This window comes from Rasiella rasia, from assembly GCF_011044175.1.
Taxonomy (GTDB): domain Bacteria; phylum Bacteroidota; class Bacteroidia; order Flavobacteriales; family Flavobacteriaceae; genus Marinirhabdus; species Marinirhabdus rasia.
Genome location: NZ_CP049057.1, coordinates 2,817,634 through 2,841,676, shown reverse-complemented (window position 1 = coordinate 2,841,676; position 24,043 = coordinate 2,817,634). Strand labels below are relative to the sequence as shown.

Genomic DNA, 24,043 nt, shown 5'->3' with positions numbered 1-24,043 from the left:
AAACTTTACGCATTGATGACATTCTTTTGATGATTAATAGATTCTTGATGAATTGCCTTAAAAACTTTTAAGATAAATTCTTCACTCAGGTTTTGATCTTCCCCTTGTAAAATCATTTTACCTAGAATTTCATTCCAACGTTTGGTTTGTAAAATAGCTACATTATTGTTCTTTTTTAAGGCACCAATTTGATCACTAATTTTCATTCTATTGCCTAATATTTCTAACAATTTATGATCTATCACATCTATTTGTGCTCGCATTGTTGCTAACTTATTCCGAAACTCTACTGCTTCGCCTTCTTCCTTTCTAATGCGCAGGTCTACCGTCATTTTATCTAAAGTTTCTGGAGTAATCTGCTGTTTGGCATCGCTCCAAGCATTATCGGGATCAAAATGGGTTTCTACCATGAGTCCGTCGTAATTAAGATCTAAAGCCGTTTGGCATAAATCGAATATAATATCACGACGGCCGGCAATGTGCGAAGGATCTAAAATAAGTGGTAAGTCCGGAAATTTATTCTGAAGATCGATAGGAATTTGCCATTCAGGATTATTTCGATAGCGTGTTTTCTCATAGGTACTAAACCCTCTATGAATAACACCCAAATTCTTCACCCCAGCCTCATAAAAACGCTCTACTGCCCCCAACCACAACGGTAAATCTGGATTTACAGGATTTTTAATAAGAACAATTTTATCGGTTCCCTTTAAGGCATTTGCCAATTCTTGAACTATAAATGGCGAGACCGTAGTACGTGCACCTACCCATAATATATCTATATCGTGTTGCAATGCAAGCGCTACATGATTTGCATTTGCTACTTCTGTAGTTGTTAGTAAGCCCGTCTCTTCTTTAGCTTTCTGCAACCATTTAAGGCCAAGGGCACCAACTCCTTCAAAATTACCAGGTCGAGTTCTGGGTTTCCAGATTCCAGCTCGCAAAACCGTAGTGTCGGTTTCTTTTAATTGATGTGCAATTTTAAGAACTTGCGCTTCCGTCTCTGCGCTGCAGGGGCCTGCTATTACTAGGGGATGGTCTAAACCAAATGCGTCTAACCAGGTTCGTAATTCTTTAGTATTTTTCATAGCTTGGTATTTGTGCTAATGTGCTCGGTGCGTTTTCTAGGTTTTGTTTATAAATTCCCAAAATTCTTAGTTGGGAGACTGCTTTTCTCAATAGTATGGTTACCTCTTCAAACAGTGTTGTATTGTCAAACAATACATCTACGTAAAATGAGTATTGCCAAGGCTTCCCTTCTATTGGAAAGGATTGTATTTTAGTTAAATTGATGCCAAAGGTACTCAACAATTGTAGAACATTAGACAAACTTCCGATGTTATGATCTAGCTGAAATTTTAAGGTGGCCTTATTGAGTTTAGATGTAGTAAGAGGCGTCTCTCTTCCTATGACAACAAAACGAGTTTTATTCTCTTTAATGGTCTGAATGTTTTTACCTAAAATTTCCAATCCGAATTTTTCAGCCACTTGCTTTCCTGCGATTGCAGCAACACCTTTTAAATTGTTTTCTTTTATTCGTCTTGCTTCAGAAGCTGTATCCTTTCCTTCAATAATCTTGCAATGTGGCTGTAACCGTTTTAAATATTGTTTACATTGTTGCAATGCCACAGGATGTGAATGTACTTCGTCTATATCGTGAAGTGTTGTCCCATTTAATGCCATTAAATACATATTAATGGTTAGAAACGTTTCTTCTAAAATCTTGAGATTGCAAGAATCTATTAACTGATAATTAGGCAAAATAGAACCCGCAATGGTGTTTTCAATAGCAATTACACCTAGATCTACATTCATACAACTAATGTTTTCTGCAACCTTATCGAATGAGGTGCAGGGTACTAGTTCAATGTTTTTATCTGGAAATAATTGTTGAACGGCGAGATGATGAAACGAACTTTCAATTCCTTGTATGGCGATTTTTAAAGACATAAGCTTTCAGTTTAAGACAAAAAAAATCCCAGACACTTGGTCCGGGATTATAATGTATTTATAAAATAGTTAATACCTACATAGCGCTCCCGTTCCTATTGTTAAAATAGAAATACCAGAAGCTAAAAAATGTACGTAAATTGTTCATTGTGCGTTATTGTACAATCAAAGATAGTTAAATCTTAAAACCGACAAACTATTTTGCTGAACTTTTTATTTATAGCTTTGCTTTATGTCTATACAAGTCACCAACATATCTAAAACCTACGGCGAACAAAAAGCGCTAGACGCCGTTTCATTCCATATTAAAAAAGGTGAAATAGTTGGGTTCTTAGGACCTAATGGTGCGGGAAAATCTACATTAATGAAGATTTTAACCACTTTCTTACCTCCTTCGGAGGGAGACGCTCAGGTTAATGAATTTTCAATTTCCGAAGCCCACAAAGAAGTGCAGAAAAGTGTAGGTTACTTGCCAGAACACAATCCTCTTTATCTAGACATGTATGTTAAGGAATACTTAGCTTTTAATGCAAACATCTATAAAATTTCAACCGCTAGAGTTTCCGAAGTTATTGCTCAAACTGGTCTTACTCCCGAAGCGCATAAGAAAATTGGACAACTTTCTAAAGGATACCGGCAACGTGTTGGGCTTGCGAATGCACTTTTACACAATCCAGAAGTACTTATTCTAGATGAGCCTACAACAGGCTTAGACCCTAATCAACTTATTGAAATTAGAGAACTCATTAAATCGTTGGGCAAAAGCAAAACAGTATTACTCTCTACACACATTATGCAAGAAGTTGAAGCCATTTGTGATCGTGTCATTATAATCAATAAAGGGAAAATTGTACTCGATAAAAACCTTAAAGAACTTACAGAAGGAAAGCAGCAAATTGTGGAAGTAGAGTTTGATTACCGAATAGAAATGATTGCACTAGAAAAACTTCCAAAAACTATTAAAATAGAGAATCCTGCAGGTTTTGTCTACCACATATATTTTGACACCCAAGAGGATATGCGCGGTAAAGTATTTGATTTTGCGCATGATAACGGACTTAAAATACTGCAGCTCCACCAAAAAAACACTACGCTTGAGAAGTTATTTGTAGAACTCACCTCAACTTCGAAGTAACATTAAGCGTTTGTTGTAGTTTGTTCTAAAATTGTATTTGAAAAATCTAAAAAGAGACCAATAACGTGTATCCACCACCCTACCACCAAAGTGAAGATCTTAAAAAAATGATTGCCGTTGTTAAGCAATATCCTTTTGCCATGTTGGTTTCTGCCGAAGGAAGCGCACCATTTGTAACGCATATTCCCATAATTTACAATGAGACCAGCCAAAAATTAGTTGCACACATAGACAGGCAGAATCCGCAAGTTAAAACACTGGTAGATGGCGCCAAGGTGACTGTTGTTTTTAAAGGACCCGATTGCTATATTTCGCCTAGTGTATATGGTACTGCCCAACTTCCCACGTGGAATTACGTCATTGTTCATATTACAGGTACCATTCAATTAATTAACAACCCCGAAGCTGCAAAGGAAACTATGGTAGCTATGACCGATTTTCTAGAAGCACCCGAGCACAAATTTAAACTAGCGATAGACGATCCTAGAATGGATCGACTCATTAATTACATTCAAGCTTTTGAAATTGAATGTACCAACTGGGAAGGTAAGTTTAAATTGTCGCAGGATAAAAATTCGGAAGATTTTGAGTTGGCAAAAAAAGAGCTTATAAAGCAATCTGCTAAAAATGCAAGTGATTTTCTTGAAGCTATTTACAGTTAATTCAGGTTATTTAATATAATCTTTAACCGTTTCAAAATCCAAGCCACCGTAATTTCCGCTGCTCATTAGTAACAGCGAGGTCTCTTCAAAATCCTGAGTGTATAGAAATGTTTTGAAATCGGCTGGGTTCGTAAACACCATTAAATCTTCTCTTTGAAAAGCATCGGTAATTTGTTCTATTTTGATTTCTTCCAACCCTTTAATCATAACTGCGTGCGGAGAATAAAAAACTACAGCAACATCTGCCGCATCTAAAGCCCCTTGATATTCGGTTAAAAATTCTGGATTTAAGCTACTATAGGTATGTAATTCTAGGCAGGCAATTAACTTTCTATCTGGGTATTGATTTTTAAGTGCATTGGTAGTTGCTTTTACTTTACTTGGGCTATGGGCAAAATCTTTGTAGGCAATTGCAGTGTCTGACTCGGCAATTTTTTCTAAACGTTTGCTCGCACCGCTAAAGGTGGCAATAGCTTCATAAAAGTCTTCTGCATCTACCCCCATGAGTTGGCAAATCCATCGAGCGCCTTCTAGATTATTCAAATTATGTTTTCCGAAGACTTCAATAGGCATAGGGCCGTCTGGAGTTTCTAGTAATGTTGTACCCTCTTCTACAATATAGGCTGGTGTTTTGTAGGCTACTTTCTTAATGGTGGCTGCAGAAGTTTCAACAACACGCTTTACCTCAGCATCTTCTTCGTAGTAAATAATGGTACCGCCATTGGTAATTTCAGTTAAAAAAATCTCGAACTGTTCTACATAATTTTGATACGTTGGAAACACATTAATATGATCCCACGCAATACCGCTCAACAATGCAATATTAGGTTTGTACAAATGAAATTTCGGTCGTCTATCTATGGGTGACGACAAATACTCATCACCTTCTAACACAATAAAATCATTTTCTTCTGTAAGATGCACCATGGTATCAAAACCTTCTAACTGTGCTCCTACCATATAATCTACTTCTTTGTTATGGTAATGCATTACATGCAAAATCATAGAAGTAATAGTGGTTTTCCCGTGGCTACCACCAATTACTACTCGTGTTTTGTTTTTAGACTGCTCAAAAAGGAACTCTGGGTAACTGTAAATTTTTAACCCCAATTCTTTAGCTCGTAGCAATTCTGGATTGTCTTCTTTAGCATGCATGCCTAGAATAATAGCATCTATCTCTTCGGAAATTTTCTCTGGAAACCAACCGTACGCTTCTGGCAATAAACCCTTAGCATTTAAACGACTTTTTGACGGATCGAAAATCTCATCGTCACTTCCTGTTACTTGAAATCCATTGTTGTGTAAGGCTAAAGCCAAATTGTGCATGGCAGCACCACCAATAGCTATAAAATGTACTCGCATAGAAATGCCCGCGTAGGCGGGAACCTTTTAATTGTTTAAAGGTATAAAGTTAGTAGATTCCTTTTTGAAACAATTAAAAGTTGAGGAGTTTATACATTTAAAAAGCAAGAAAACTGATAAAATATCTATTCTGTATTATCCCATTCAAAGATTTGGGTGTAAAGCAGCAGACGTAAGTGACAATAATTTTTTTGAGAAGATGCAATCTTACTTACATCTCCAAACAACCATAACTATCTTCCTCTCTAAAAACGAAACAAGATTATAGCTAATCACTACAAACTAAGTATTTTCTTCTTCTCGGCTTTTGCCTCTTTAAAATCTGGCCGACTGCTTAAGGCTTTGTCAATCCATTGCAAGGCGGTTTGCTTTTTGCCTAAATTCTTGTAGATCTGCGCAAGTCTATAGTACGCCCAATCTTTAGGCACCCCGTCGCGTACCGAATGATTTTCTATATAACTCTGTAAGCAATTAATCCCAAGTTCTGCGTCTAGGTTGTACTGCGCCGCAATTTTACCAATTTGGTAATTTAGGCTATTGCGTTTATGAATTTGCAACGATTTATTTGCAGTGGCTATCGCTTCTTTTGGTTTATTATTTTTTTCATAATGGGCGGTCAATTTTTCATACGTAGTGGGAGAACCACCTACGTCGATAGCCTTTTTGTAATAACGTTCAGCATCATTCGGCCTGTCGCTATATTCTGCTATGTATCCATTTGCTAGATACCCATCTACCGGAGAAATTTTTAAAAGTTGGTTGGCATATTTAGTCGCTTTCTTTTCACTTCCGCCAATAATACCGGGCAACTGAATGTAAAATTCTACTAGCGCCCAACGAACTTCAATATGATTTGCGTCCAGTTGTGCGGCCGTTTCAAAATGCTCCTTTATGTCGCCAATGTAAGTTGCAGCTCTAATACGACTAATAGAAAGTGCTTTCATCCCCAATGCGCCACCGTATTTAAAATGATAATTCGCACTATTCTCATCTTCTTTCACTAAATCTTCGTAAAAATCAATTGCTGTGTCCCAATCTTTTTTATAACCCGCTATATCTCCTAAATATTCTCGCGTTTTTTTATGATTAGGGTGCTCTTTTAAATACTGCTCAAAAAGCGGTTTTGCTTTACTAAATTGTTCTTTTTTAAAGTATGCTTCTGCACTATCAAACGATGTTTGCGCAAACAGTAAGGTGGGGAATAGCAATAAGACAAGTAGGTTTTTCATAATTTATTTTCGGCAATAGCGAACGTAGGTTTTTATAGATTCAAATATAGCATTTTAAGCAGCTCTCAGAAAACAACTCTATATACGGCAGTTTCATAATCTAGGTTTTACTAACTTTATACAATTACAGTTCCAAAAAACGAATTTCCCTAAATCAAATGTAGGTTTGGCTCATTTTTTGTCTAGCTGTACTCATTATTTGTATACGAAACGGAGTATTGAAACTATCTTTCGAGAAAATTATGTAGTATGAAACCTTTGTACCTTTTATTGGCGCTTATCTTTAGTATGACACATCTTAATGCACAAAATACAAATTACGACGACCTCTGGACAGCGGTAGAAAAGCTAGAAATAGCAGACACTCCAAAGTCTGCTTTAGAAATCGTTTCTCAAATTGAAGCAAAGGCAAAGGCAGAAAAAAATAAGGCGCAACTTATAAAAACACTATTGTTTAAAAGCAAATTTGCTCTTATCCTTGAAGAAAATGCGCAGCTAAAAGTTGTTAATGACTTTAAAGCCGAAATTTCCAAAAATCAAGCCCCTGTAAAAAATGTACTTCAGAACATGCTTGCCAAGCTGTATTGGGATTACTTTAGTCAGAATCGATACAAATTTTACCAACGCACCCAGACCGAAAACAAAGTAGACAAAACCGATTTTAGAACATGGGATTTGCAAACTCTTTTTGCTGAAATTTCCTTTTACTACCAGGAGTCTTTAAATAACAAAGACATTTTACGAACTACTACAACAGCAGCCTTCGAACCTATTCTATCAACGTACGAAGACACGCAAACTTTACGCCCCACTTTATACGATTTTCTTGCGCACAATGCATTGGCTTTTTTTAAAACTTCAGAAAATGCGATTACCAAACCCACCGATACTTTTGAAATTACAGATTCTTGGTATTTAGGAGATGCAAAGCAGTTTCAAAAGAGAACGTTAGCTTCAAAAGACAGTACTTCGTTGCAATTAAAAGCGCTTCAAGTATATCAAGAGTTATTACAGTTTCATTCTAATAGTAACAACGATATTGCATTGGCTTCCGTAGATATAGAACGTCTTTCGTTTGTGTATGCTCACGGTCGTATGACTGCAAAAGAAGATGCCTATCTTTCGGCCCTAAACATTGGAAAAAACAATGTAAACATCCCGTATGCCAAGGCACTCTACAATTTTCAAATTGCGCAACATACATATAACCAAGGGCAGACGTATTCGGCAACAGAAAATAAAGACCAGCGTTGGGCATATAAACAAGCTTTGACCATTTGTGAGGAACTCATAAAAAATTTCCCTGATACTTATATTGCCTCTAAAGCCGAAACTTTAAAACTTACTATAACGGCTCCTACCCTAGAACTTCAGTTAGAATCTTACATTCCTATAGAAAGTGATAGCCGAATGTTAGTTTCTTATAGCAATACCCCAAGCATTCAACTTTCGGTGTATCGTATTTCAGAAAGAGAAAGTAAAGCACTTGAAAAAATATACGACAAGGAAAAAAAGCGAGATTACATTGAGAAACTACCCCTAGAAAAACAATGGACACAGCAGCTAAGAGACGAAGGTGATTACCGCTACCACAGTACAGAGTTATTATTACCAGGCTTTACACAAGGAACTTATTTGGTGCTAGCGAGTATCCCAGAAGAAGAAAACAGACGCCTTTTTGATAACGTTCAGATTCAGTATACCAACCTTGCCCTGATAAAAACCATAGATCAGGCCAATATGCATATTCAGGTGGTAAATAGAACTAATGGCAAACCAGTTGCTTATGCAAAATGCGTTGTAAAAGACCGACGTAATAACAACAGCAGTAAAACGTTTACTAGTGACGAAAAGGGATTTATAGTAATTCCTTCTAGCACGAGCAGGTACAACACTTATAATGTAACGGTTACCAAAGCAGGAGACAAAGCAGAATTCTATAGTTTCTACAATTATAACAGATATTCTGATGGTAACACCAACCCCTATCACAGCTTCTTATTTACAGATAGAGGTATATACAGACCCGGGCAAACGGTTTATTTTAAAGGAATAGTTACTAAAACTGAAAATAAGAAATCGGTTGTTGTACCTAATCAAGATGTAATCATCACGCTGGTTGATGCAAATTATGAGGACGTTAATGGTATTAGGCTAAAAACAAATGAATTTGGTACCGTAGCAGGAGAATTTGTATTACCACAAGGGGTGCTTACCGGGCAGTTTCATCTAAAAATTGAAGCCAATGACGGCAAAAAATTAAACAGCCTTAAATACTTTAAGGTAGAAGAATACAAGCGCCCTAAATTTGAAACCAATTTTAAACCCGTTACAGATACATATCGGGTAAACGATATTATTACAGTAAAAGGTGAGGCACTATCATTTTCAGGAAGCAACATTACCAATGCCAAAGTGGTGTACAAAGTAACACGTAACGTGCAATATCCGCGTTGGTACTATTGGAGGCGCCCTCAGCATTTCGGTGAAGGCCAAGAAATTACCTTTGGAGAAACCACTACCAATAACAAAGGCGAATATACTATCGATTTTAAGGCCATACCAGATGGCAAAGTAGACAAAGCAGGACAACCCGTTTTTGAATATGAAGTAACTGCAGATGTTACCGATATAAATGGAGAAACACAAAGCACCACCACGATCATTCGGGTGGGATACCATGCGCTTACCATTGGCTTACAAGCGCCAGAGAAAATAGACAAACTAGTATCGCAACGAAAACGTGAAGAAAACAACCAATTAGTGCGCCTTTCAACTAAAAATTTGAATGGAGAAAAAGTTCCTGCCACTGTAACCGTCTCTATTTATAAACTGAAAGCTCCTACCACCGTATTGCGAAAACGCCCATGGATAGCGCCAGATTATCAAGAATATTCTAAAGAACAATTCAAGAAATTATTTCCGAACGATCCATATAATAATGAAGACAACATACAGACATGGGAACAGGGAGAACAAGTTTTTAATAAAACGATACATACCGACAAGGTTGAAAACATTGAGTTAGGGAACCTAAAAAAATGGATTTCTGGTGCCTATTTAATTATTGCGAAAACCACAGATGTTTTTGGGCAAGAAGTAGTCGCAAAACAGTACACACAAGTCTATAGCGATAAGGATAAAACCCCAGCCGACAACCAGCTATTTTCTATTTCGTACAATCAACAAACGTATGGTGCGGGCGACACCGTTTTTGTCACTGTTAAGTCTAATACAGCCATTACAACAACGATTTCAGTAGAGAAAAAAGGAAGCATTACAGAAACATTTGTGCTCGCCTTAGATCATAATTCAAGAACTATTTCCGTGCCAGTTACGGCGGCAGACATTGGTGGTTTTGCAATCCATCATAGTTTATCGGCATTCAACAGTTTTGTTGGAGGTACAAAAACCATACGGGTACCTGCTCCAAGTACCGAGCTAAGTATTGAAACTAAAACGTTTCGAGATAAACTAGAACCTGGAGTGCCAGAAACGTGGAGTTTCACCATAAAAGGCCCTAACGGAGAGCAGGTATCTGCCGAGTTATTGGCTAGCATGTACGATGTTTCCCTAGATCAATTTGCACCACACGCATGGAGATTTAATCCGCAACCATCATTACTATATCGTACTTGGGGTAGCCCCGAAGCAAACCAAAGTTTTGGCAATCGGGCGATGTATTTACAATTTGATTCCAGAAAAACAACAACCAATAAAGTGCAGCAATTTGACCAATTTAAGTGGTTTGGGTTTAGCATTACGGGTCAATCTTGGGAATACAACAAATACCGAAGAGCCGTGAGTAATAAACTGAATGTACGAGATGGCGAGGTGGTAGTTACCGGTTATGGCGCTCCAAGAGAGAAAAAAGCATTGGGCTATGCAGTAAGCACCTTAGAAGCTGAAGCTACTCCAGGCGAACCTATGGCAGACGAAGCTATGGAAGAAGTATTAGAAGATTTACCTGGTGTTTCGAATACTCGTGAACAAGACTCGCTGGCAGTAGCAACCGATTTTTCTGCGGTAAAAATTAGAAAAAACCTACAAGAAACAGCGTTCTTTTTCCCACAATTGCGAACTGATGCCGACGGAAACATCTCGTTTAACTTTACCACGCCCGAGGCATTAACCCGTTGGAAACTTCAATTATTGGCGCATACTAAAGATTTAAATACAAAAGTATCCACATTTGAAACGGTCACCCAAAAAGAATTAATGGTGGTACCCAATGCTCCCAGATTCTTGAGAGAAGGTGACGAAATTATTATAAGCAGTAAGATTTCAAATCTAAGCGACACCAACTTAACCGGACAAGCAGTGCTTCAATTAAAAGATGCTGTAACAGGAAAGGATGTTGATGTGGCTTTAGCGAACACGAATGCAATACAGGAATTTTCCGTAGAAAAGAAAAACAATACACAAGTGTCCTGGCGACTAGAAATTCCGTCTACCGTTCAGGCGGTTGAATATACGGTGATTGCTAAAACAAACACCTTTAGCGATGGAGAGCAAAATACACTACCTGTTTTATCGAATAGAATGTTGGTTACCGAAACGCTACCTATGTGGGTTCGTTCTAATCAGACTAAAACATTCACCCTAGATAAAATGAAAAATAATGGGTCTACAACCTTGCAACATCACAAACTAACGTTAGAGGTAACATCTAACCCTGCTTGGTATGCGGTACAGGCACTCCCTTATTTAATGGAATATCCGTACGAGTGTAATGAACAGACTTTTGCGCGATACTATGCCAACACTTTGGCTTCGCATATAGCTAACAGCAACCCGCGAATTAAAGCGGTGTTTGACCAATGGGCCACTAGTGATGCGCTGATAAGCAATTTAGAAAAGAACGAAGAACTAAAAATGTTGCTTATTCAGGAAACACCTTGGTTACGAGATGCACAGAGTGAAACGGAACAGAAAAAACGTATCGCCTTGCTCTTTGATCTCAATTTAATGCAGCGCAAACAAGAAGAGGCTGTAAGTAAGTTGCGAGATAGCCAAATGGGCTCTGGTGCTTGGCCTTGGTTTAACGGAGGCTACGAAAGTCGCTATATCACCCAACATATCGCTACCGGATTTGGCCATTTAGACAAATTAGGGGTAACCGCTGGAGAGAATAATACCCAGCAAATGATTAAAAAAGCGGTACAATATCTGGATGACGAATTTGTAAAAGAATACAAAGAACTCTCAAAATACACTAAAGAGCCAGATTATTCAGCAGACCATTTAAGCAGAATGCAAACACAATATTTATACATGCGTAGTTTCTTTCCAGATATTAAAAAAAGCAAGAAGGTTGAAGAAATAAGCAATTATTATTTAGGACAGATGCAGACGTATTGGAACGTAAGAAACCTTTATTCTAAGGGCATGATTGCGCTAGTACTCCATAGAAATGGTAAGACTTCGGCTGCGGGCAAAATCACGAAAGCACTTAAGGAAAACAGTATTACGAGTGAAGAACTGGGCATGTACTGGAAAAGCAACACACCCTCTTGGTACTGGTATCAGGCACCTGTAGAAACTCAAGCGCTCATGATAGAAGTATTTTCAGAAATAGACAACGATATTGAGACTATAGACAACCTTAAAGTTTGGTTGCTCAAAAACAAACAAACCAACCAATGGAGCACCACCAAAGCCACTACCGAAGCTGTCTACGCGCTGTTGTTACAAGGCACCGATTGGTTGTCTGTAACCGAAGCAGTGCAAGTGACCGTAGGCAATGAAGTGGTAGATCCTTCTAAACTTGACAATGTAAAAGTTGAAGCCGGAACCGGGTATTTTAAAACAAGCTGGAATTCTTCGGAAATATCAGAAAATCAGGCAACCGTTACTATGCAGAAAAAAGGCAAAGGTATTGCATGGGGCGGACTGTATTGGCAGTATTTTGAAGATTTAGATAAAATTACGAGTGCCGAAACACCTTTACAGTTACAGAAGAAATTGTTCTTAAAAAAGAACACTGCTACAGGTGAGAAACTTTCTGCCATTACAGAAAACACAAACCTAAAGGTGGGAGATTTAGTTAGAGTACGTATAGAATTGCGTGCCGATCGTGAAATGGATTTTGTACACATGAAAGATATGCGCGCTGCAGGATTAGAGCCTATCGATGTAATATCTACCTTTAAATGGCAAGATGGTTTAGGGTATTATCAAGCTACAAAAGATGCAAGCACCAATTTCTTTTTTGACACCCTACGAAAAGGTATCTATGTTTTCGAATATGACCTGCGTGTGAACAATGCAGGTACCTTTAGCAATGGCATTACTACCATACAAAGCATGTACGCACCAGAGTTTAGCAGCCATAGTGAAGGGGTTCGAATTAATGTAGAAAACAATGAGTAATAAACTCTTCTTACTGGACGGCATAGGCGCGACTGTTTCAGCACTTTTTTTAGGGGTCGTGCTTATGCAGTTTCAAATGTATTTTGGGATGCCCAGTAATCCACTTTACATACTTACTGTAATTGCAATATTGATGGCTATACACTCGTTTGGCTCCTATTTTTGGGCACAACGAAGAAGAAAATCTGCCCTCACCACCATCGCGATAGGCAATCTAATATATTGTTTAATTACGCTTGTTTTTTTGGCAATTCATTATAAAACAATAGAACTTTTAGGCTGGGTATATTTTATCGTAGAGTTCATCATATTAATACTAATATCATATGCTGAACTTAATTGTGCAAAAAAAATATCGACTACCTAGTTATTTTTTGGGCGGGTATTTCTTCAAAATTTTAGCAATTACTTCATCATAATGTGCGTCTTTTTTAGTCGGTGAAGCCTTCTCTTTGTATTCGGCGTCTGCAACAGCTTGCCATACCAGATCATCTTTAGCCACGTCTATAAAGTCTAATGTAAGTTGCTGATTTACTACGCGTCCTCCAATAGGAATACCGCCACTTACTCCAACGCCACCATTCCGTCCACCGCTACCAATGCCAATTCCAATGGTGTTTCGTGAATTAGAGACGCTTTCCGAAGCAAAAAAATTAACGTATATCTGTGGACTCTCAGATTTTATAAATCCGCGTAGCTGCAATAAACTATCAGTCGCTTTTATAATTCTTTTATCGTCTAATTCACTGAGTCCGGAGTCTAGGCTCGGGTAAAAATTATAGGTTGTGTATTGATCAAAATTGGTTTCTTTATCGAAGTCTATGCCTACCGAAGTACCGCATGCAATGAGAAGACTACTCGCGAGGATTAAAAGGAAATATTTCATAGCAACAGTTTTCACTAAGGTAGTCAAAAAACATACCGAAAGGTTGCGTGTTTATTATTGTTTAACAATTTTCTTAGTAATGCTGCCCTCTTCAGAAATTACTTTCACAAAATAAATTCCTGCACTAAGGTCACTCATGTCTATCTGTCTTCCTGGTGTCTCTTTTAATTGCTGTCCAGAAACTGAATAGATTTCGCTTTTCGTGTAGCTGAAATTTCCTTCTACGGAAATCGTTAGAACGTCCAAAACAGGGTTAGGAAAAAGGGTAATGGCTTCCTCAAGATTATAAGTTGGCACTGCCAGAAACTCGCAATCGTCTACAAACTGAACCTGCGAATCTATGTTGGTAAAGTTGGCTTCGGCAAAAGCTACGTTGTCTACACAAACAAATTGAAGACTCGGGCACAAACTTCCATTAAACGAAGTAACACTTGTGTTATTCCCATTTTTCAAGTTTACCGTTTCAAGATCTGGACTTTCTGAAAAATCTACACTTTTAAGTTGTGTATTGGCTTTTAGCGATAGGGAATTCATAAAATTTCCGCCGCCAGTAAATCCTGAAATATTTACAAACGCTTCTAGTCCCGTAAAATCGAAAATCGTTTCGTTAGCAACATCCAAGGTTGCTGTAAAGGCTTCGGCTTCGTCAAATTGTATGGCATCGTCACCATTGGTGTCTATTGCGGGCGTGTAGTTTAGTAAAGCATTTAGGAAGTTGGTGTCGGGGATGTCTACAATCTCACATTCTATCTCGACTTCGGCAATTGAATTACAGCCTGCGGCATTGCTATCTATTGTAGTCATGGAACTTGGAATTTCAAGATGCTGGCAGATTGAGATGATATCGCAGGTTGAAAGCTCAGAATTCCCTTGAATAACAACTTCTGAAAAATTAGCATTTTCAATACCGTTTAGAGGAGACAGTGATGTAATTAGATAATTATTTCTTATGTCAAATAGCCCATTAGCGGTACTCAAATTTTCCAATCCATTTAAAGATTCTAAATTAGCATTTGCCAATAAGTAAAAGCCTCCAATAGTTTCTAACTGCTCTAACCCAGAAAAATCAATTAAAGGATTATGCCCAATTACGGAAAATACTCCTTGAACTTCCTTCAGGTTATCTAAACCTTGAAAATTACTAATACCAGTACTCCAAGTGTATAAAAAGCCATAAATATGCTCAATATTTTCTAGACCGCTAAAAGAAGTAAGTGATTCACATTGCGTAATACTTAGACCAGACAAAGGTCCATTTGAATTACCTATACTCTCTAACATGGGATTAATGCCTTGAAAGTTTATGATATTACTGCTATCAATAGAAATATATCCTATCTCCGTCAGATTTTCAAAGCCAATAAAATTTTCAATGAGTGTATTTGCTCTAATGTGTAACCCATTGGTAATCGATTCTAGTTGGTTTAGAGCCTCAAAACTTTCTAAGAGAGTATTTTGCTGAATATCCAAATCTACAACTGTAATTAAATTATGCAGTCCCTGAAGCGAAGTTACATTTGTACCATAAATCTCAATCGTTCCGCTAGAACTTTCAATAACACTTAAACCATCTAGATTTGTTACACTCGAACTACCTACATTAAGATTTCCATTTAATTCTGAGCAATTTGGGTAGTCTATTGCAAAGCTATCGACTTGAGCCTGAGAAAATAATTCAATATCGCCAGCAGGACACTGCCCAAATCCAATAAATGTTGAAAGTAAGACTATTATAGTGACTATGTTTTGTTTCATTCTGTGTCTATTTTTTTATAATTTTCTTTGTAATACTGCCCTCTTCCGAAATTACTTTCACAAAGTATATTCCAGCACTTAGATTGCTTATATTGATGTGTGTAGCTTTCGTTTGCATCAGTTTCTGACCACTTACCGAATACACTTCAGCAAATTCAAAATGTACAAAACTATCTAATAATATATACAGTTTTTCGCCTGCTGGATTTGGGTAAATATGTACGCTGGCAGACAAAGAAGATTCTGTTATAGACAGTTCGCAAGCCGCAGCAACTTCGGCAACCGACTCACATCCAGATGCATTGCCATAAATAAACACCTCTACATCTGGGTTGGCTATAGCCTCACAAAAAGGTTGAATAGCACAAAAAGGCAGATTTGGGTTGTCAATTATGCGTACCTCTGTATCAATGGTAATATCGGTATTAATACCATTCAAGCTATTCAATTGGTCATTTTGTCTAAGCCAAACCCATAAAAAGTTTAAATTATCCGAATCGAGGTTGAGGCCAGACAAATTTGTAATAAAATTACAATTTTTTACAGCCAAAGAACTGGTGATAGTAATATCAAAGGTTTCAAAATTAGTAATGGTCTGAATATCTCTAAATTCAACATGATTTACCCGATCAATATAGGACAAAGGTGAAAAATCGGTGATTTCGTTACCTGCAAATATAAAGGTATAAGCAAATTCACAATTTGGATATTGACTTGCGAAATCTATTAAATCTTCTTGCGAACCAAAACCAACGATATTTGCAGGACATTGCCCAAATCCTAAAACCGTAAAAAGTAAAAGTGGAATGGTAAGTATCCGTTTTTTCATGAAATAGAATTTTCAGTAAAATACAGAAATAAAAAATCTTACAAAAAATTGCAGAACGTATTTAGCAGTAAATTATTTTGGAAGCAGAGAAGCGTAAGGACTTTAGAAATACTAAAACTTCTCGATACACTTGTACAAATCACTCTTTGGCGTTTTGTGAAAGCACTCGAAGTAACGGGTTTGCTTATTCCTGCACAGAAGTCTCATTCATCATTTTCCAAAGGGTATCTTTTAATTCCTTAAGCCCTTGTTGCGCCATGGCAGAGAAAAATAAATAAGGAACTCCTTTAAAATCTTTGTCAAGTTCGGCCTTCATTTCTGCCTTCAGCTCTTCATCCAACATATCACTTTTGGAGATAGCAACCAGTCTATTTTTGTCTAACAATTCTGGATTGTAGCGCCGTAGTTCGTCTAATAGAATTTCGTATTGCCGCTTGATATTGTCTGCATCGGCAGGTATCAAAAACAACAAGGTAGAGTTACGCTCTATGTGGCGTAAAAAATAATGCCCCAGACCACGCCCCTCTGCGGCTCCTTCAATAATTCCTGGGATATCGGCCATCACAAATGTCTTGTGATCACGGTATTCTACAATCCCTAAGTTTGGTTTTAGGGTAGTAAATTCGTAATTCGCGATTTTAGGTTTTGCTGCGGTCACTACAGAAAGCAACGTAGATTTACCCGCATTTGGGAAACCAACGAGCCCAACATCTGCAAGCACTTTCATTTCGAGGGTAAAATTACCTTCTTCCCCATCCATACCCGGTTGCGCATACCGAGGAGTTTGATTGGTAGACGATTTAAAATGGTTATTACCTCGACCTCCTTTACCTCCTGTAGCGATGATAAGTTCATCGCCGTGCTCCATTAACTCTACGAGTGTTTCGTCTGTATCGGTATTTTTTACTACCGTACCAAGTGGCACTTCAATATACACATCTTCTCCATCTGCTCCGGTACTGGTTTGTTTACCTCCAGAAGCACCATGCCCCGCACGATAGTGACGTTTAAATTTTAGGTGGTGTAGAGTCCACATGCTATCATTGGCCTTTAAGATAATATGACCTCCACGTCCGCCGTCACCTCCATCGGGACCTCCCTTCGGAATGTATTTTTCACGTCGCAAATGCGCACTTCCTTGCCCGCCTTTACCAGACTCTACATGAATTTTAACGTAATCTACAAAATTGCCTTCAGTCATATTTATTTCCCGCACTTGCGGAAATCTTTTTAGTAGCTTAAAAAAATAGTTGGGCCATGGTGCAGTTGCAGCACCTTACCTAATTCTCAATTACAATGTATCTATTACCTCGCTTAATCGCGCTGTAATTTCGGCCACACTACCCACACCATTTACTCCATGGTATTTATTGTCGGCTTGATAAAATTCTTTTAGAATATCTGTTTTTCTGTAATATTCGGCGATACGCTCTCTAATTACCGCCTCGTTGGCGTCGTCTGCTCTACCGCTAGATTTTCCTCTTTCCAACAATCTGCCCACCAAAACTTCGTCATCTACTTCTAACGCCACCATTGCATTAATTTGGCTATTCTTTTCCTTCATTAAATTGGCTAATGCTTCTGCTTGAGCGGCCGTTCTCGGAAACCCATCAAAAATAAAACCATTTGCATCTGGGTTTTTGTCAACCTCAGCATTAAGCATATTTATGGTAACAGTATCGGGCACCAAGTGTCCTTTATCCATAAAGTCTTTAGCCATCATTCCTAGCTCGGTTTGGTTCTTAATGTTAAATCGGAACACATCTCCAGTAGAAATATGAACTAACTGATATTTCTCTTTTAAAACCTCGGCTTGTGTTCCTTTCCCTGCACCTGGAGGGCCAAATAGTACAATGTTTTTCATACGTTGTAAACTGTTATTTTTTATTTTTTCCTTGTGATTCTTTCCAAAGAAATTTCGCATCCAATTAATCATAGAAATTAGAATTACAAGGTTGTTTTTTAATACGCCGCAAAGATACCGTTTTTAAAGGGAATGTCTTTTGTATTCGCCATGATTTAGATTGTTCATATTTCGAATTCAATTTCACTTCATCTTTGTACCTTTGTGCTATGGCAAATTATTTTTCTTCAAAATTCACACTCGGAATTTTAGGCGGCGGCCAATTGGGCAAAATGATGCTCTATGAAACACGCAAATTTGACATTACCACGCACGTTCTTGATCCTAGTACAGAAGCCCCTTGCCGCATCTCCTGCGATGTGTTTGAACAAGGCGACTTACTAGATTATGACACGGTATATGCCTTCGGAAAAAAGGTAGACGTATTAACTTTTGAAATCGAAAGTGTAAACGTAAAAGCGTTAGAAGCCTTAGAGGCAGAAGGAAAAAAGGTGTATCCGTCTTCTAAAACATTGCGAAACATTCAGGATAAGGGTGTACAAAAACAATTTTACAAACAACATAACATACCCACCGCACCATTTCTCGTCTTTGAAACTAAGATGGAGCTTACCGAAGCTATCGTACGAAAAAAGTTAAGCCTTCCTTTTGTATGGAAAAGCTGTACAGGCGGATACGATGGCAAAGGAGTTTCGGTAATTAGAACTGAAGAAGATATGATTCCTTTGGCAGCAGGTAGTTGTATTGCTGAAAAATTAGTGCCATTTAAAAATGAGCTTGCTGTAATTGTAGCTCGAAGTGTTTCGGGCGAGGTAAAAACATACCCAGTTGTAGAAATGGAGTTTCACCCAGAAGCCAACCAAGTAGAATATGTAATTTGCCCAGCTCGAATCGATGATTTGGTTACTGCAAAAGCTAGGGCTGTGGCCACTAAAGTTTCCGAAGCATTTGAACATGTTGGACTGCTAGCTGTAGAGCTCTTTCAGACCGAAGAAGATGATATTCTTGTGAACGAAGTTGCTCCAAGACCGCATAACAGTGGGCACTATAGTATTGAAGCTAGTTATACCAATCAGTTTGAGCAGCACCTCCGAGCCATTTTAGACTTGCCATTGGGGAAAACCGATAGCAAAGTGGGTGGCATTATGGTTAATCTTGTGGGTGATGAAAATTACACCGGAGCTGTTGTTTATAAAAACATTGAAGCCATTATGGCTATGGAAGGCGTAACGCCACATATCTATGGAAAAAAGGAGACACGGCCTTTCCGAAAAATGGGACACGTAACTATTGTAGACAAAGATATTGACAAAGCCAGAGCAGTTGCTGGGGAAGTTAAAAAGATGATTAAAGTAATAAGTGATAGTTAAATCGCAGAAACAAATACCAAATTCTAACATTGAACAGAATTTGACAATTTAAAATTGAAATTTACGAAGTATGAGTAAGGTAGGAATTATCATGGGAAGCACCAGCGACATGCCGGTGATGCAAGATGCAATTGACATCTTAAAAGGGTTTGATATTGAAATTGAAGTAGATATTGTTTCGGCTCACAGAACGCCCGATAAATTATTCGATTATGGAAAAAATGCTCATAACCGAGACATCAAAGTAATTATTGCAGGTGCCGGAGGTGCGGCGCACTTGCCTGGGATGATTGCATCCTTATCGCCATTACCAGTTATTGGTGTACCCGTAAAATCGAGCAACAGTATAGACGGTTGGGACAGTGTACTTAGCATTCTTCAAATGCCTGGTGGCGTACCCGTGGCAACTGTAGCGCTTAATGGGGCAAAAAACGCAGGTATACTTGCAGCACAAATTATTGGGAGCGCAGATAAATGTGTACTTGATAAAATTCTTGCCTACAAAGAAGGATTAAAAATAAAAGTTGAAGAAGGTGCAAAACAAGTGCGTGAAAAGCACTAAAACAAAAATCTTAAATTCCTTTTGACTGGTAAAACACCAGAGACATTAAATAGTACCATGAACAACCCACTTCTTACAAAATTTAATACCGCACCGTTTTCGACCATAAAGAACGAGCATTTTCTTCCAGCCATAAAACAACTTATTGCTGAAACTAAAACTGAAATCGACGAGATAGTAAACAATCCAAACTCGCCAACATTTAAGAATACAGTAGAGGCGTTAGAAAATACTGGTCTACAATTAGATAGAGTAACAAGTATTTTCTTTAATCTGAACAGTGCAGAAACTTCAGAAGAAATTCAGAAGATTGCGCAAGAAGCATCGCCATTACTCACCGCATTTTCAAATGATTTACTGTTAAACGAAGCGCTGTTCGGCAGAGTAAAAGCGGTATACAACAAGAGAGAAGAACTCAATCTCAACACCGAACAAAAAACATTACTCGAAAAACAATACAAGGGATTTAGTAGAAATGGAGCTAACCTTTCCGAAGCAAAAAAGAAAACCCTTAGAACAATAGATGCAGATTTAAGCAAACTTAAATTAACATTTGGTGAAAACGTCTTAGCCGAGACCAACGCCTACCAAATGCATCTCACAAACGAAGCAGATTTAAACGGACTTCCAAGTGGAGCAAAAGAGGCCGCTGCACAAGCTGCGAAAGAAAAAGAATTAGAAGGATGGTTAATAACCTTAGACTACCCTAGCTATATTCCGTTTATGAAATATGCCGAAAACAGAGCAAAACGAAAAGAACTTTCACTTGCTTTTGGTGCTAGGGCATTTCAGCAAAACAAAAATAACAACGAAGAAAACGTACTGAAAATTGTAAACCTGCGCCATCAACGTGCGCAATTGCTGGGTTATAAAAATCATGCGCACTACGTATTGGAAGAATGTATGGCAAAGACTGCAGGGAAAGTACATGATTTTTTAGACGAGTTGTTACAAAAAGCAAAACCAGCAGCCCAACACGAATTTGAAGAATTAGAAGCATTTGCTAAAAATATAGACGCTATAGACCAACTTCAAAAATGGGATAGCGCCTACTATGCTGAAAAGCTAAAACAGCAAAAATTTAGTCTCGATGACGAAAAATTAAAACCCTATTTCAAGCTTGAAAATGTTATTACAGGTGTATTTACCGTTGCTGAAAAGTTATTTGGATTGCACTTTGAGATTGACGAAAGCATAGATAAGTACCACAAAGACGTAAAAACATACAGAGTAATCGATGCCGAAGGGATCTTAGTTGCTATTTTTTACGCAGATTTTCATCCTCGCCCCGGAAAAAGAGGTGGTGCATGGATGACCAGTTATAAACCACAACAAAAATTTGAAAAGCTAGATGGCTCTGGCGTTATAAATGATAGACCACATGTTTCTATCGTTTGCAATTTTACAAAACCAACTGAAACAAAACCTTCCCTACTTACTTTTAACGAGGTCACAACCCTATTTCATGAATTTGGCCACGCATTACACGGAATGCTTGCTAATACTACCTATAAAAGTCTTAGCGGCACAAGTGTTTACTGGGATTTTGTTGAACTTCCAAGTCAGATTTTAGAGAATTGGTGTTATGAAAAAGAAACCTTAGAACTGTTTGCAACCCACTATGAAACGGGAGAAGTAATCCCTATGGAACTTGTAGCAAAAATTAAGGAATCTGCCACCTTCCACGAAGGCATGCAAACCTTACGCCAACTAAGTTTTGGGATGTTAGACATGTCTTGGCACTCAAATGAATCGCCAGAGACCATTAAATCGGTGAAAAAATTTGAGCGTGACGCTTTTAAAGGCACTCAACTCTTTCCTGAAACCCCCGAGACCTGCATGAGCACGGCTTTTAGTCATATTTTTCAAGGCGGATACGCTGCAGGTTATTACAGCTACAAGTGGGCAGAAGTGTTAGATGCAGATGCCTTTGCATATTTTAAAGAAGAAGGTATTTTTAATAAAACTGTAGCCAATAAGTTCAAGACATTTGTGCTTAGCCAAGGAGGCACAGAAGACCCAATGGATTTATACATCAAGTTTCGGGGTAAAAAGCCAAATCCGGAGGCCTTATTAGAGCGTGCTGGATTATTAAACAAATAGAATGCAACTATGAAACTGTACACCATTTTGTTTATCCTTCTTTTTATAAGTTGTAAGCAACCTAACCCAAAGATTGAACGTTCTGAAAAAAAGGAAGTTGCTAAAGTAACCTCAGAAACTCAGGAAAAATTACAAGGAACTTGGGTAAACCTAGCAGACACATTAAGTACTATAACTTTTAAAGGAAATACTTCTAAGAATTCTTACAGCGGACTTGAAAACGACACAGAGATATTCTTTACTGTTGACGCTAATTGCAAGACAACGGGTTCAGTCTCTACCAGTGAACCAGACAGTTATATAAACACAACTGGGACCGCAGAAGAATGTTACTACATTAAAACGCTTAACGAAACAACCTTAGAGCTGCAATTAATGGCTCAAAATGTTACGCTTCAATTTAAGAAACAACGATAGTAAGTTTAAATTAGTTTTTCAACACTTTTTTAGATACTGACGCATTTGCATCGTTGGCAAATTGTATTACATAAACACCAGATGCCAATTTCGAAACAGGAACTGCTCCTTTAGAATTAGTAATGGTTTGCTGCAGCACTTTTTTACCCATTGCATCGTACATCTCAAGAGAAGTAAAACTGATTCCTGAGGCTGAAAAATCATACACCAAATCATTATTTGTGATAGCAGCAAATACCTTCGAGTTAGCAGTTTCATTTACTGTTAAGACTATATTTGACTTAGCCACTTCGATTAAAAACTCAGCACAGAGTTTAGCAAATTTAGTTGCATGATCTGCCGTACCTGACACAGAAAATGTATCGCCAGCAGTGTGAATGTTGTCGTTATGTTGTCCAAAACTAGACTCAAAAGGAAAAGAAGCCATATAGCCCTCTGCTGTCCAACTTGCATGGTCTGAGCAGCCATAGTTACACAAAGAACTCCCGTATGTAATTTGGTGTTCACCACTTGCGTTATAGTGATCCATTAATTCTGTAAAAAATTCATTTAAATCGGCATTGGTAAAATCTGAAATAAGAGAAACATCAGTGGCCGAACCATTAAAGTTTGTCATATCAAACTGTCCCACTGCAATAACATTTACATTATTTGACGCATAATCTTGAGCGATTTCGGCAGAGCCAACCAATCCAATTTCTTCGGCAGCATACGCCATGACTTCAATAGTTCGTTTTGGCACAAAACCTATTTCAAACAAAGCTCGTGTAGCTTCGGTAATTGTAGCAATACCTGAGGCATCATCGTCTGCCCCAGGGGCATTATTATTTCCTTGATTAGAAGTAGAATCTAAATGTCCGCCTACAATAACAAATTCTTCAGGGAACTCAATTCCTTCGATGGTAAGTATTACCGATGGCATACCTGTATTTGCATGGTTATACAAACGCACAGTTACATCATCTCTATTATATAATGTCGCCATAGCCTCCCATTTAGTCTTTAAATCTTGAGCGGCTTGTGTTGCTTGAGCCATGGTATGGTAACGTGTACCGTAGCTTTCTAACTCTAAAATATGGTCTTCAATATTTTGCGTATTAATTGCTTCAAGAACTTGAGTTACTGCGGCATCTTCGGAAATGGTGAATGGCATTACCACACGGTTGTTTGTAGCACCTTGTCTCTCTAATGCCTGTAGTGCATCTTCTTTTGAAGCTTTAAAAATATATCCAGGTCCATGTACCAGAATACGATCGTGTAACTTGTGCGCTGCATCTGCAGTCATAAACACCACTGCCTCGTTTTGTTTGGTAGCGACGATGGTTATTTCATTCGGGATATCTTTTTTTAGTGCTTTTGCATCTACCACATTCATTGTGGCATAAAAACGCTCCCCAGACTGGGCTGAAGTGTTAACGGCAAACAACATAATGACGAATAAAACAAGTAAATTTTTCATGTAACTTTTTCTTTAGAGTTTCAAAATTAAGGTAATAATCTTATAAAATGAGTTAATATTTTTATTTAAACTTTCAATTTATTTTGAA

Annotated in this window: 16 protein-coding genes and 1 pseudogene; 7 read left to right on the top strand and 10 right to left on the bottom strand. The window is 38.0% G+C overall.

Features of this window, described 5'->3' with window-relative positions; translation table 11 throughout:
* Positions 1 to 5: 5 nt before the first annotated feature.
* Complete coding sequence (locus G5B37_RS12575) at positions 6 to 1,088, bottom strand: bifunctional 3-deoxy-7-phosphoheptulonate synthase/chorismate mutase type II (protein ID WP_164680378.1); 1,083 nt, start codon at positions 1,086 to 1,088, stop codon at positions 6 to 8.
* The gene (locus tag G5B37_RS12570) at positions 1,075 to 1,950 is read right to left on the bottom strand and encodes a prephenate dehydratase (RefSeq protein WP_164680377.1); all 876 of its coding nucleotides are present in this window, start codon (positions 1,948 to 1,950) and stop codon (positions 1,075 to 1,077) included. The genes G5B37_RS12575 and G5B37_RS12570 overlap by 14 nt, the downstream gene beginning before the upstream one ends.
* 232 nt (positions 1,951 to 2,182) lie before the next feature.
* Between G5B37_RS12570 and gldA the strand changes: the two genes are divergently transcribed.
* Both gldA and G5B37_RS12560 read left to right on the top strand, forming a co-directional pair.
* Positions 2,183 to 3,085, top strand: a complete 903-nt coding sequence (gene gldA, locus G5B37_RS12565) for a gliding motility-associated ABC transporter ATP-binding subunit GldA (protein WP_164680376.1) — start codon at positions 2,183 to 2,185, stop codon at positions 3,083 to 3,085.
* Between the two features lie 65 nt (positions 3,086 to 3,150).
* Complete coding sequence (locus tag G5B37_RS12560) at positions 3,151 to 3,747, top strand: FMN-binding negative transcriptional regulator (protein ID WP_164680375.1); 597 nt, start codon at positions 3,151 to 3,153, stop codon at positions 3,745 to 3,747.
* Positions 3,748 to 3,753: 6 nt separating this feature from the next.
* On the opposite strand, the gene G5B37_RS12555 is transcribed toward G5B37_RS12560, so the two are convergent.
* Entirely contained in the window at positions 3,754 to 5,109 is a 1,356-nt protein-coding gene (locus G5B37_RS12555; protein ID WP_164680374.1) for a UDP-N-acetylmuramate--L-alanine ligase, read from the bottom strand.
* Positions 5,110 to 5,384: 275 nt separating this feature from the next.
* Positions 5,385 to 6,338 (bottom strand): tetratricopeptide repeat protein, encoded by a 954-nt coding sequence (locus G5B37_RS12550; protein ID WP_164680373.1) that lies wholly within the window; start codon positions 6,336 to 6,338, stop codon positions 5,385 to 5,387.
* 249 nt (positions 6,339 to 6,587) lie between these two features.
* On the opposite strand from G5B37_RS12550, the gene G5B37_RS12545 reads away from it, so the two are divergent.
* Complete coding sequence (locus G5B37_RS12545) at positions 6,588 to 12,710, top strand: alpha-2-macroglobulin family protein (protein ID WP_164680372.1); 6,123 nt, start codon at positions 6,588 to 6,590, stop codon at positions 12,708 to 12,710.
* A 367-nt stretch (positions 12,711 to 13,077) separates the two neighbouring features.
* Here the strand turns inward: G5B37_RS12545 and G5B37_RS12540 are convergent, their stop codons facing one another.
* The 5 genes and pseudogenes from G5B37_RS12540 to G5B37_RS12520 form a co-directional block, all read right to left on the bottom strand.
* The gene (locus tag G5B37_RS12540; protein ID WP_164680371.1) at positions 13,078 to 13,596 is read right to left on the bottom strand and encodes a DUF4136 domain-containing protein; all 519 of its coding nucleotides are present in this window, start codon (positions 13,594 to 13,596) and stop codon (positions 13,078 to 13,080) included.
* 54 nt (positions 13,597 to 13,650) lie between these two features.
* Entirely contained in the window at positions 13,651 to 15,351 is a 1,701-nt protein-coding gene (locus G5B37_RS12535) for a T9SS type A sorting domain-containing protein (RefSeq protein WP_164680370.1), read from the bottom strand.
* Between the two features lie 7 nt (positions 15,352 to 15,358).
* Positions 15,359 to 16,180 (bottom strand): T9SS type A sorting domain-containing protein, encoded by an 822-nt coding sequence (locus tag G5B37_RS12530; protein ID WP_164680369.1) that lies wholly within the window; start codon positions 16,178 to 16,180, stop codon positions 15,359 to 15,361.
* A gap of 184 nt (positions 16,181 to 16,364) precedes the next feature.
* A complete protein-coding gene (gene obgE, locus G5B37_RS12525; protein WP_164680368.1) occupies positions 16,365 to 17,381 on the bottom strand; it encodes a GTPase ObgE in 1,017 nt (338 codons plus the stop codon).
* Between the two features lie 90 nt (positions 17,382 to 17,471).
* Positions 17,472 to 18,050: pseudogene (locus tag G5B37_RS12520) on the bottom strand (adenylate kinase); the annotation flags it as partial.
* Positions 18,051 to 18,253: 203 nt separating this feature from the next.
* On the opposite strand from G5B37_RS12520, the gene purK reads away from it, so the two are divergent.
* The 4 genes from purK (at position 18,254) to G5B37_RS12500 (ending at position 22,496) form a co-directional block, all read left to right on the top strand.
* A complete protein-coding gene (purK, locus tag G5B37_RS12515) occupies positions 18,254 to 19,414 on the top strand; it encodes a 5-(carboxyamino)imidazole ribonucleotide synthase (protein WP_164680366.1) in 1,161 nt (386 codons plus the stop codon).
* 70 nt (positions 19,415 to 19,484) lie between these two features.
* Positions 19,485 to 19,976, top strand: a complete 492-nt coding sequence (gene purE / locus G5B37_RS12510; RefSeq protein WP_164680365.1) for a 5-(carboxyamino)imidazole ribonucleotide mutase — start codon at positions 19,485 to 19,487, stop codon at positions 19,974 to 19,976.
* 57 nt (positions 19,977 to 20,033) lie between these two features.
* Positions 20,034 to 22,079 (top strand): M3 family metallopeptidase, encoded by a 2,046-nt coding sequence (locus G5B37_RS12505; RefSeq protein ID WP_164680364.1) that lies wholly within the window; start codon positions 20,034 to 20,036, stop codon positions 22,077 to 22,079.
* Between the two features lie 9 nt (positions 22,080 to 22,088).
* On the top strand, positions 22,089 to 22,496 hold the full coding sequence (locus G5B37_RS12500) for a hypothetical protein (protein WP_164680363.1): 408 nt from the start codon (positions 22,089 to 22,091) through the stop codon (positions 22,494 to 22,496).
* Positions 22,497 to 22,506: 10 nt separating this feature from the next.
* Here the strand turns inward: G5B37_RS12500 and G5B37_RS12495 are convergent, their stop codons facing one another.
* A complete protein-coding gene (locus G5B37_RS12495) occupies positions 22,507 to 23,955 on the bottom strand; it encodes a M20/M25/M40 family metallo-hydrolase (RefSeq protein WP_164680362.1) in 1,449 nt (482 codons plus the stop codon).
* Positions 23,956 to 24,043 lie beyond the last annotated feature (88 nt).

Excerpts from the sequence above, each read along its gene's own strand:
- gldA (WP_164680376.1), top strand. The coding sequence starts at position 2,183 with ATGTCTATACAAGTCACCAACATATCTAAAACCTACGGCGAACAAAAA.
- G5B37_RS12570 (WP_164680377.1), bottom strand. The coding sequence starts at position 1,950 with ATGTCTTTAAAAATCGCCATACAAGGAATTGAAAGTTCGTTTCATCAT.
- G5B37_RS12545 (WP_164680372.1), top strand. The coding sequence starts at position 6,588 with ATGAAACCTTTGTACCTTTTATTGGCGCTTATCTTTAGTATGACACAT.
- G5B37_RS12500 (WP_164680363.1), top strand. The coding sequence starts at position 22,089 with ATGAAACTGTACACCATTTTGTTTATCCTTCTTTTTATAAGTTGTAAG.
- G5B37_RS12535 (WP_164680370.1), bottom strand. The coding sequence starts at position 15,351 with ATGAAACAAAACATAGTCACTATAATAGTCTTACTTTCAACATTTATT.
- G5B37_RS12575 (WP_164680378.1), bottom strand. The coding sequence starts at position 1,088 with ATGAAAAATACTAAAGAATTACGAACCTGGTTAGACGCATTTGGTTTA.
- G5B37_RS12540 (WP_164680371.1), bottom strand. The coding sequence starts at position 13,596 with ATGAAATATTTCCTTTTAATCCTCGCGAGTAGTCTTCTCATTGCATGC.
- G5B37_RS12530 (WP_164680369.1), bottom strand. The coding sequence starts at position 16,180 with ATGAAAAAACGGATACTTACCATTCCACTTTTACTTTTTACGGTTTTA.
- G5B37_RS12505 (WP_164680364.1), top strand. The coding sequence starts at position 20,034 with ATGAACAACCCACTTCTTACAAAATTTAATACCGCACCGTTTTCGACC.
- purK (WP_164680366.1), top strand. The coding sequence starts at position 18,254 with ATGGCAAATTATTTTTCTTCAAAATTCACACTCGGAATTTTAGGCGGC.
- G5B37_RS12555 (WP_164680374.1), bottom strand. The coding sequence starts at position 5,109 with ATGCGAGTACATTTTATAGCTATTGGTGGTGCTGCCATGCACAATTTG.
- purE (WP_164680365.1), top strand. The coding sequence starts at position 19,485 with ATGAGTAAGGTAGGAATTATCATGGGAAGCACCAGCGACATGCCGGTG.
- G5B37_RS12550 (WP_164680373.1), bottom strand. The coding sequence starts at position 6,338 with ATGAAAAACCTACTTGTCTTATTGCTATTCCCCACCTTACTGTTTGCG.
- G5B37_RS12495 (WP_164680362.1), bottom strand. The coding sequence starts at position 23,955 with ATGAAAAATTTACTTGTTTTATTCGTCATTATGTTGTTTGCCGTTAAC.
- obgE (WP_164680368.1), bottom strand. The coding sequence starts at position 17,381 with ATGACTGAAGGCAATTTTGTAGATTACGTTAAAATTCATGTAGAGTCT.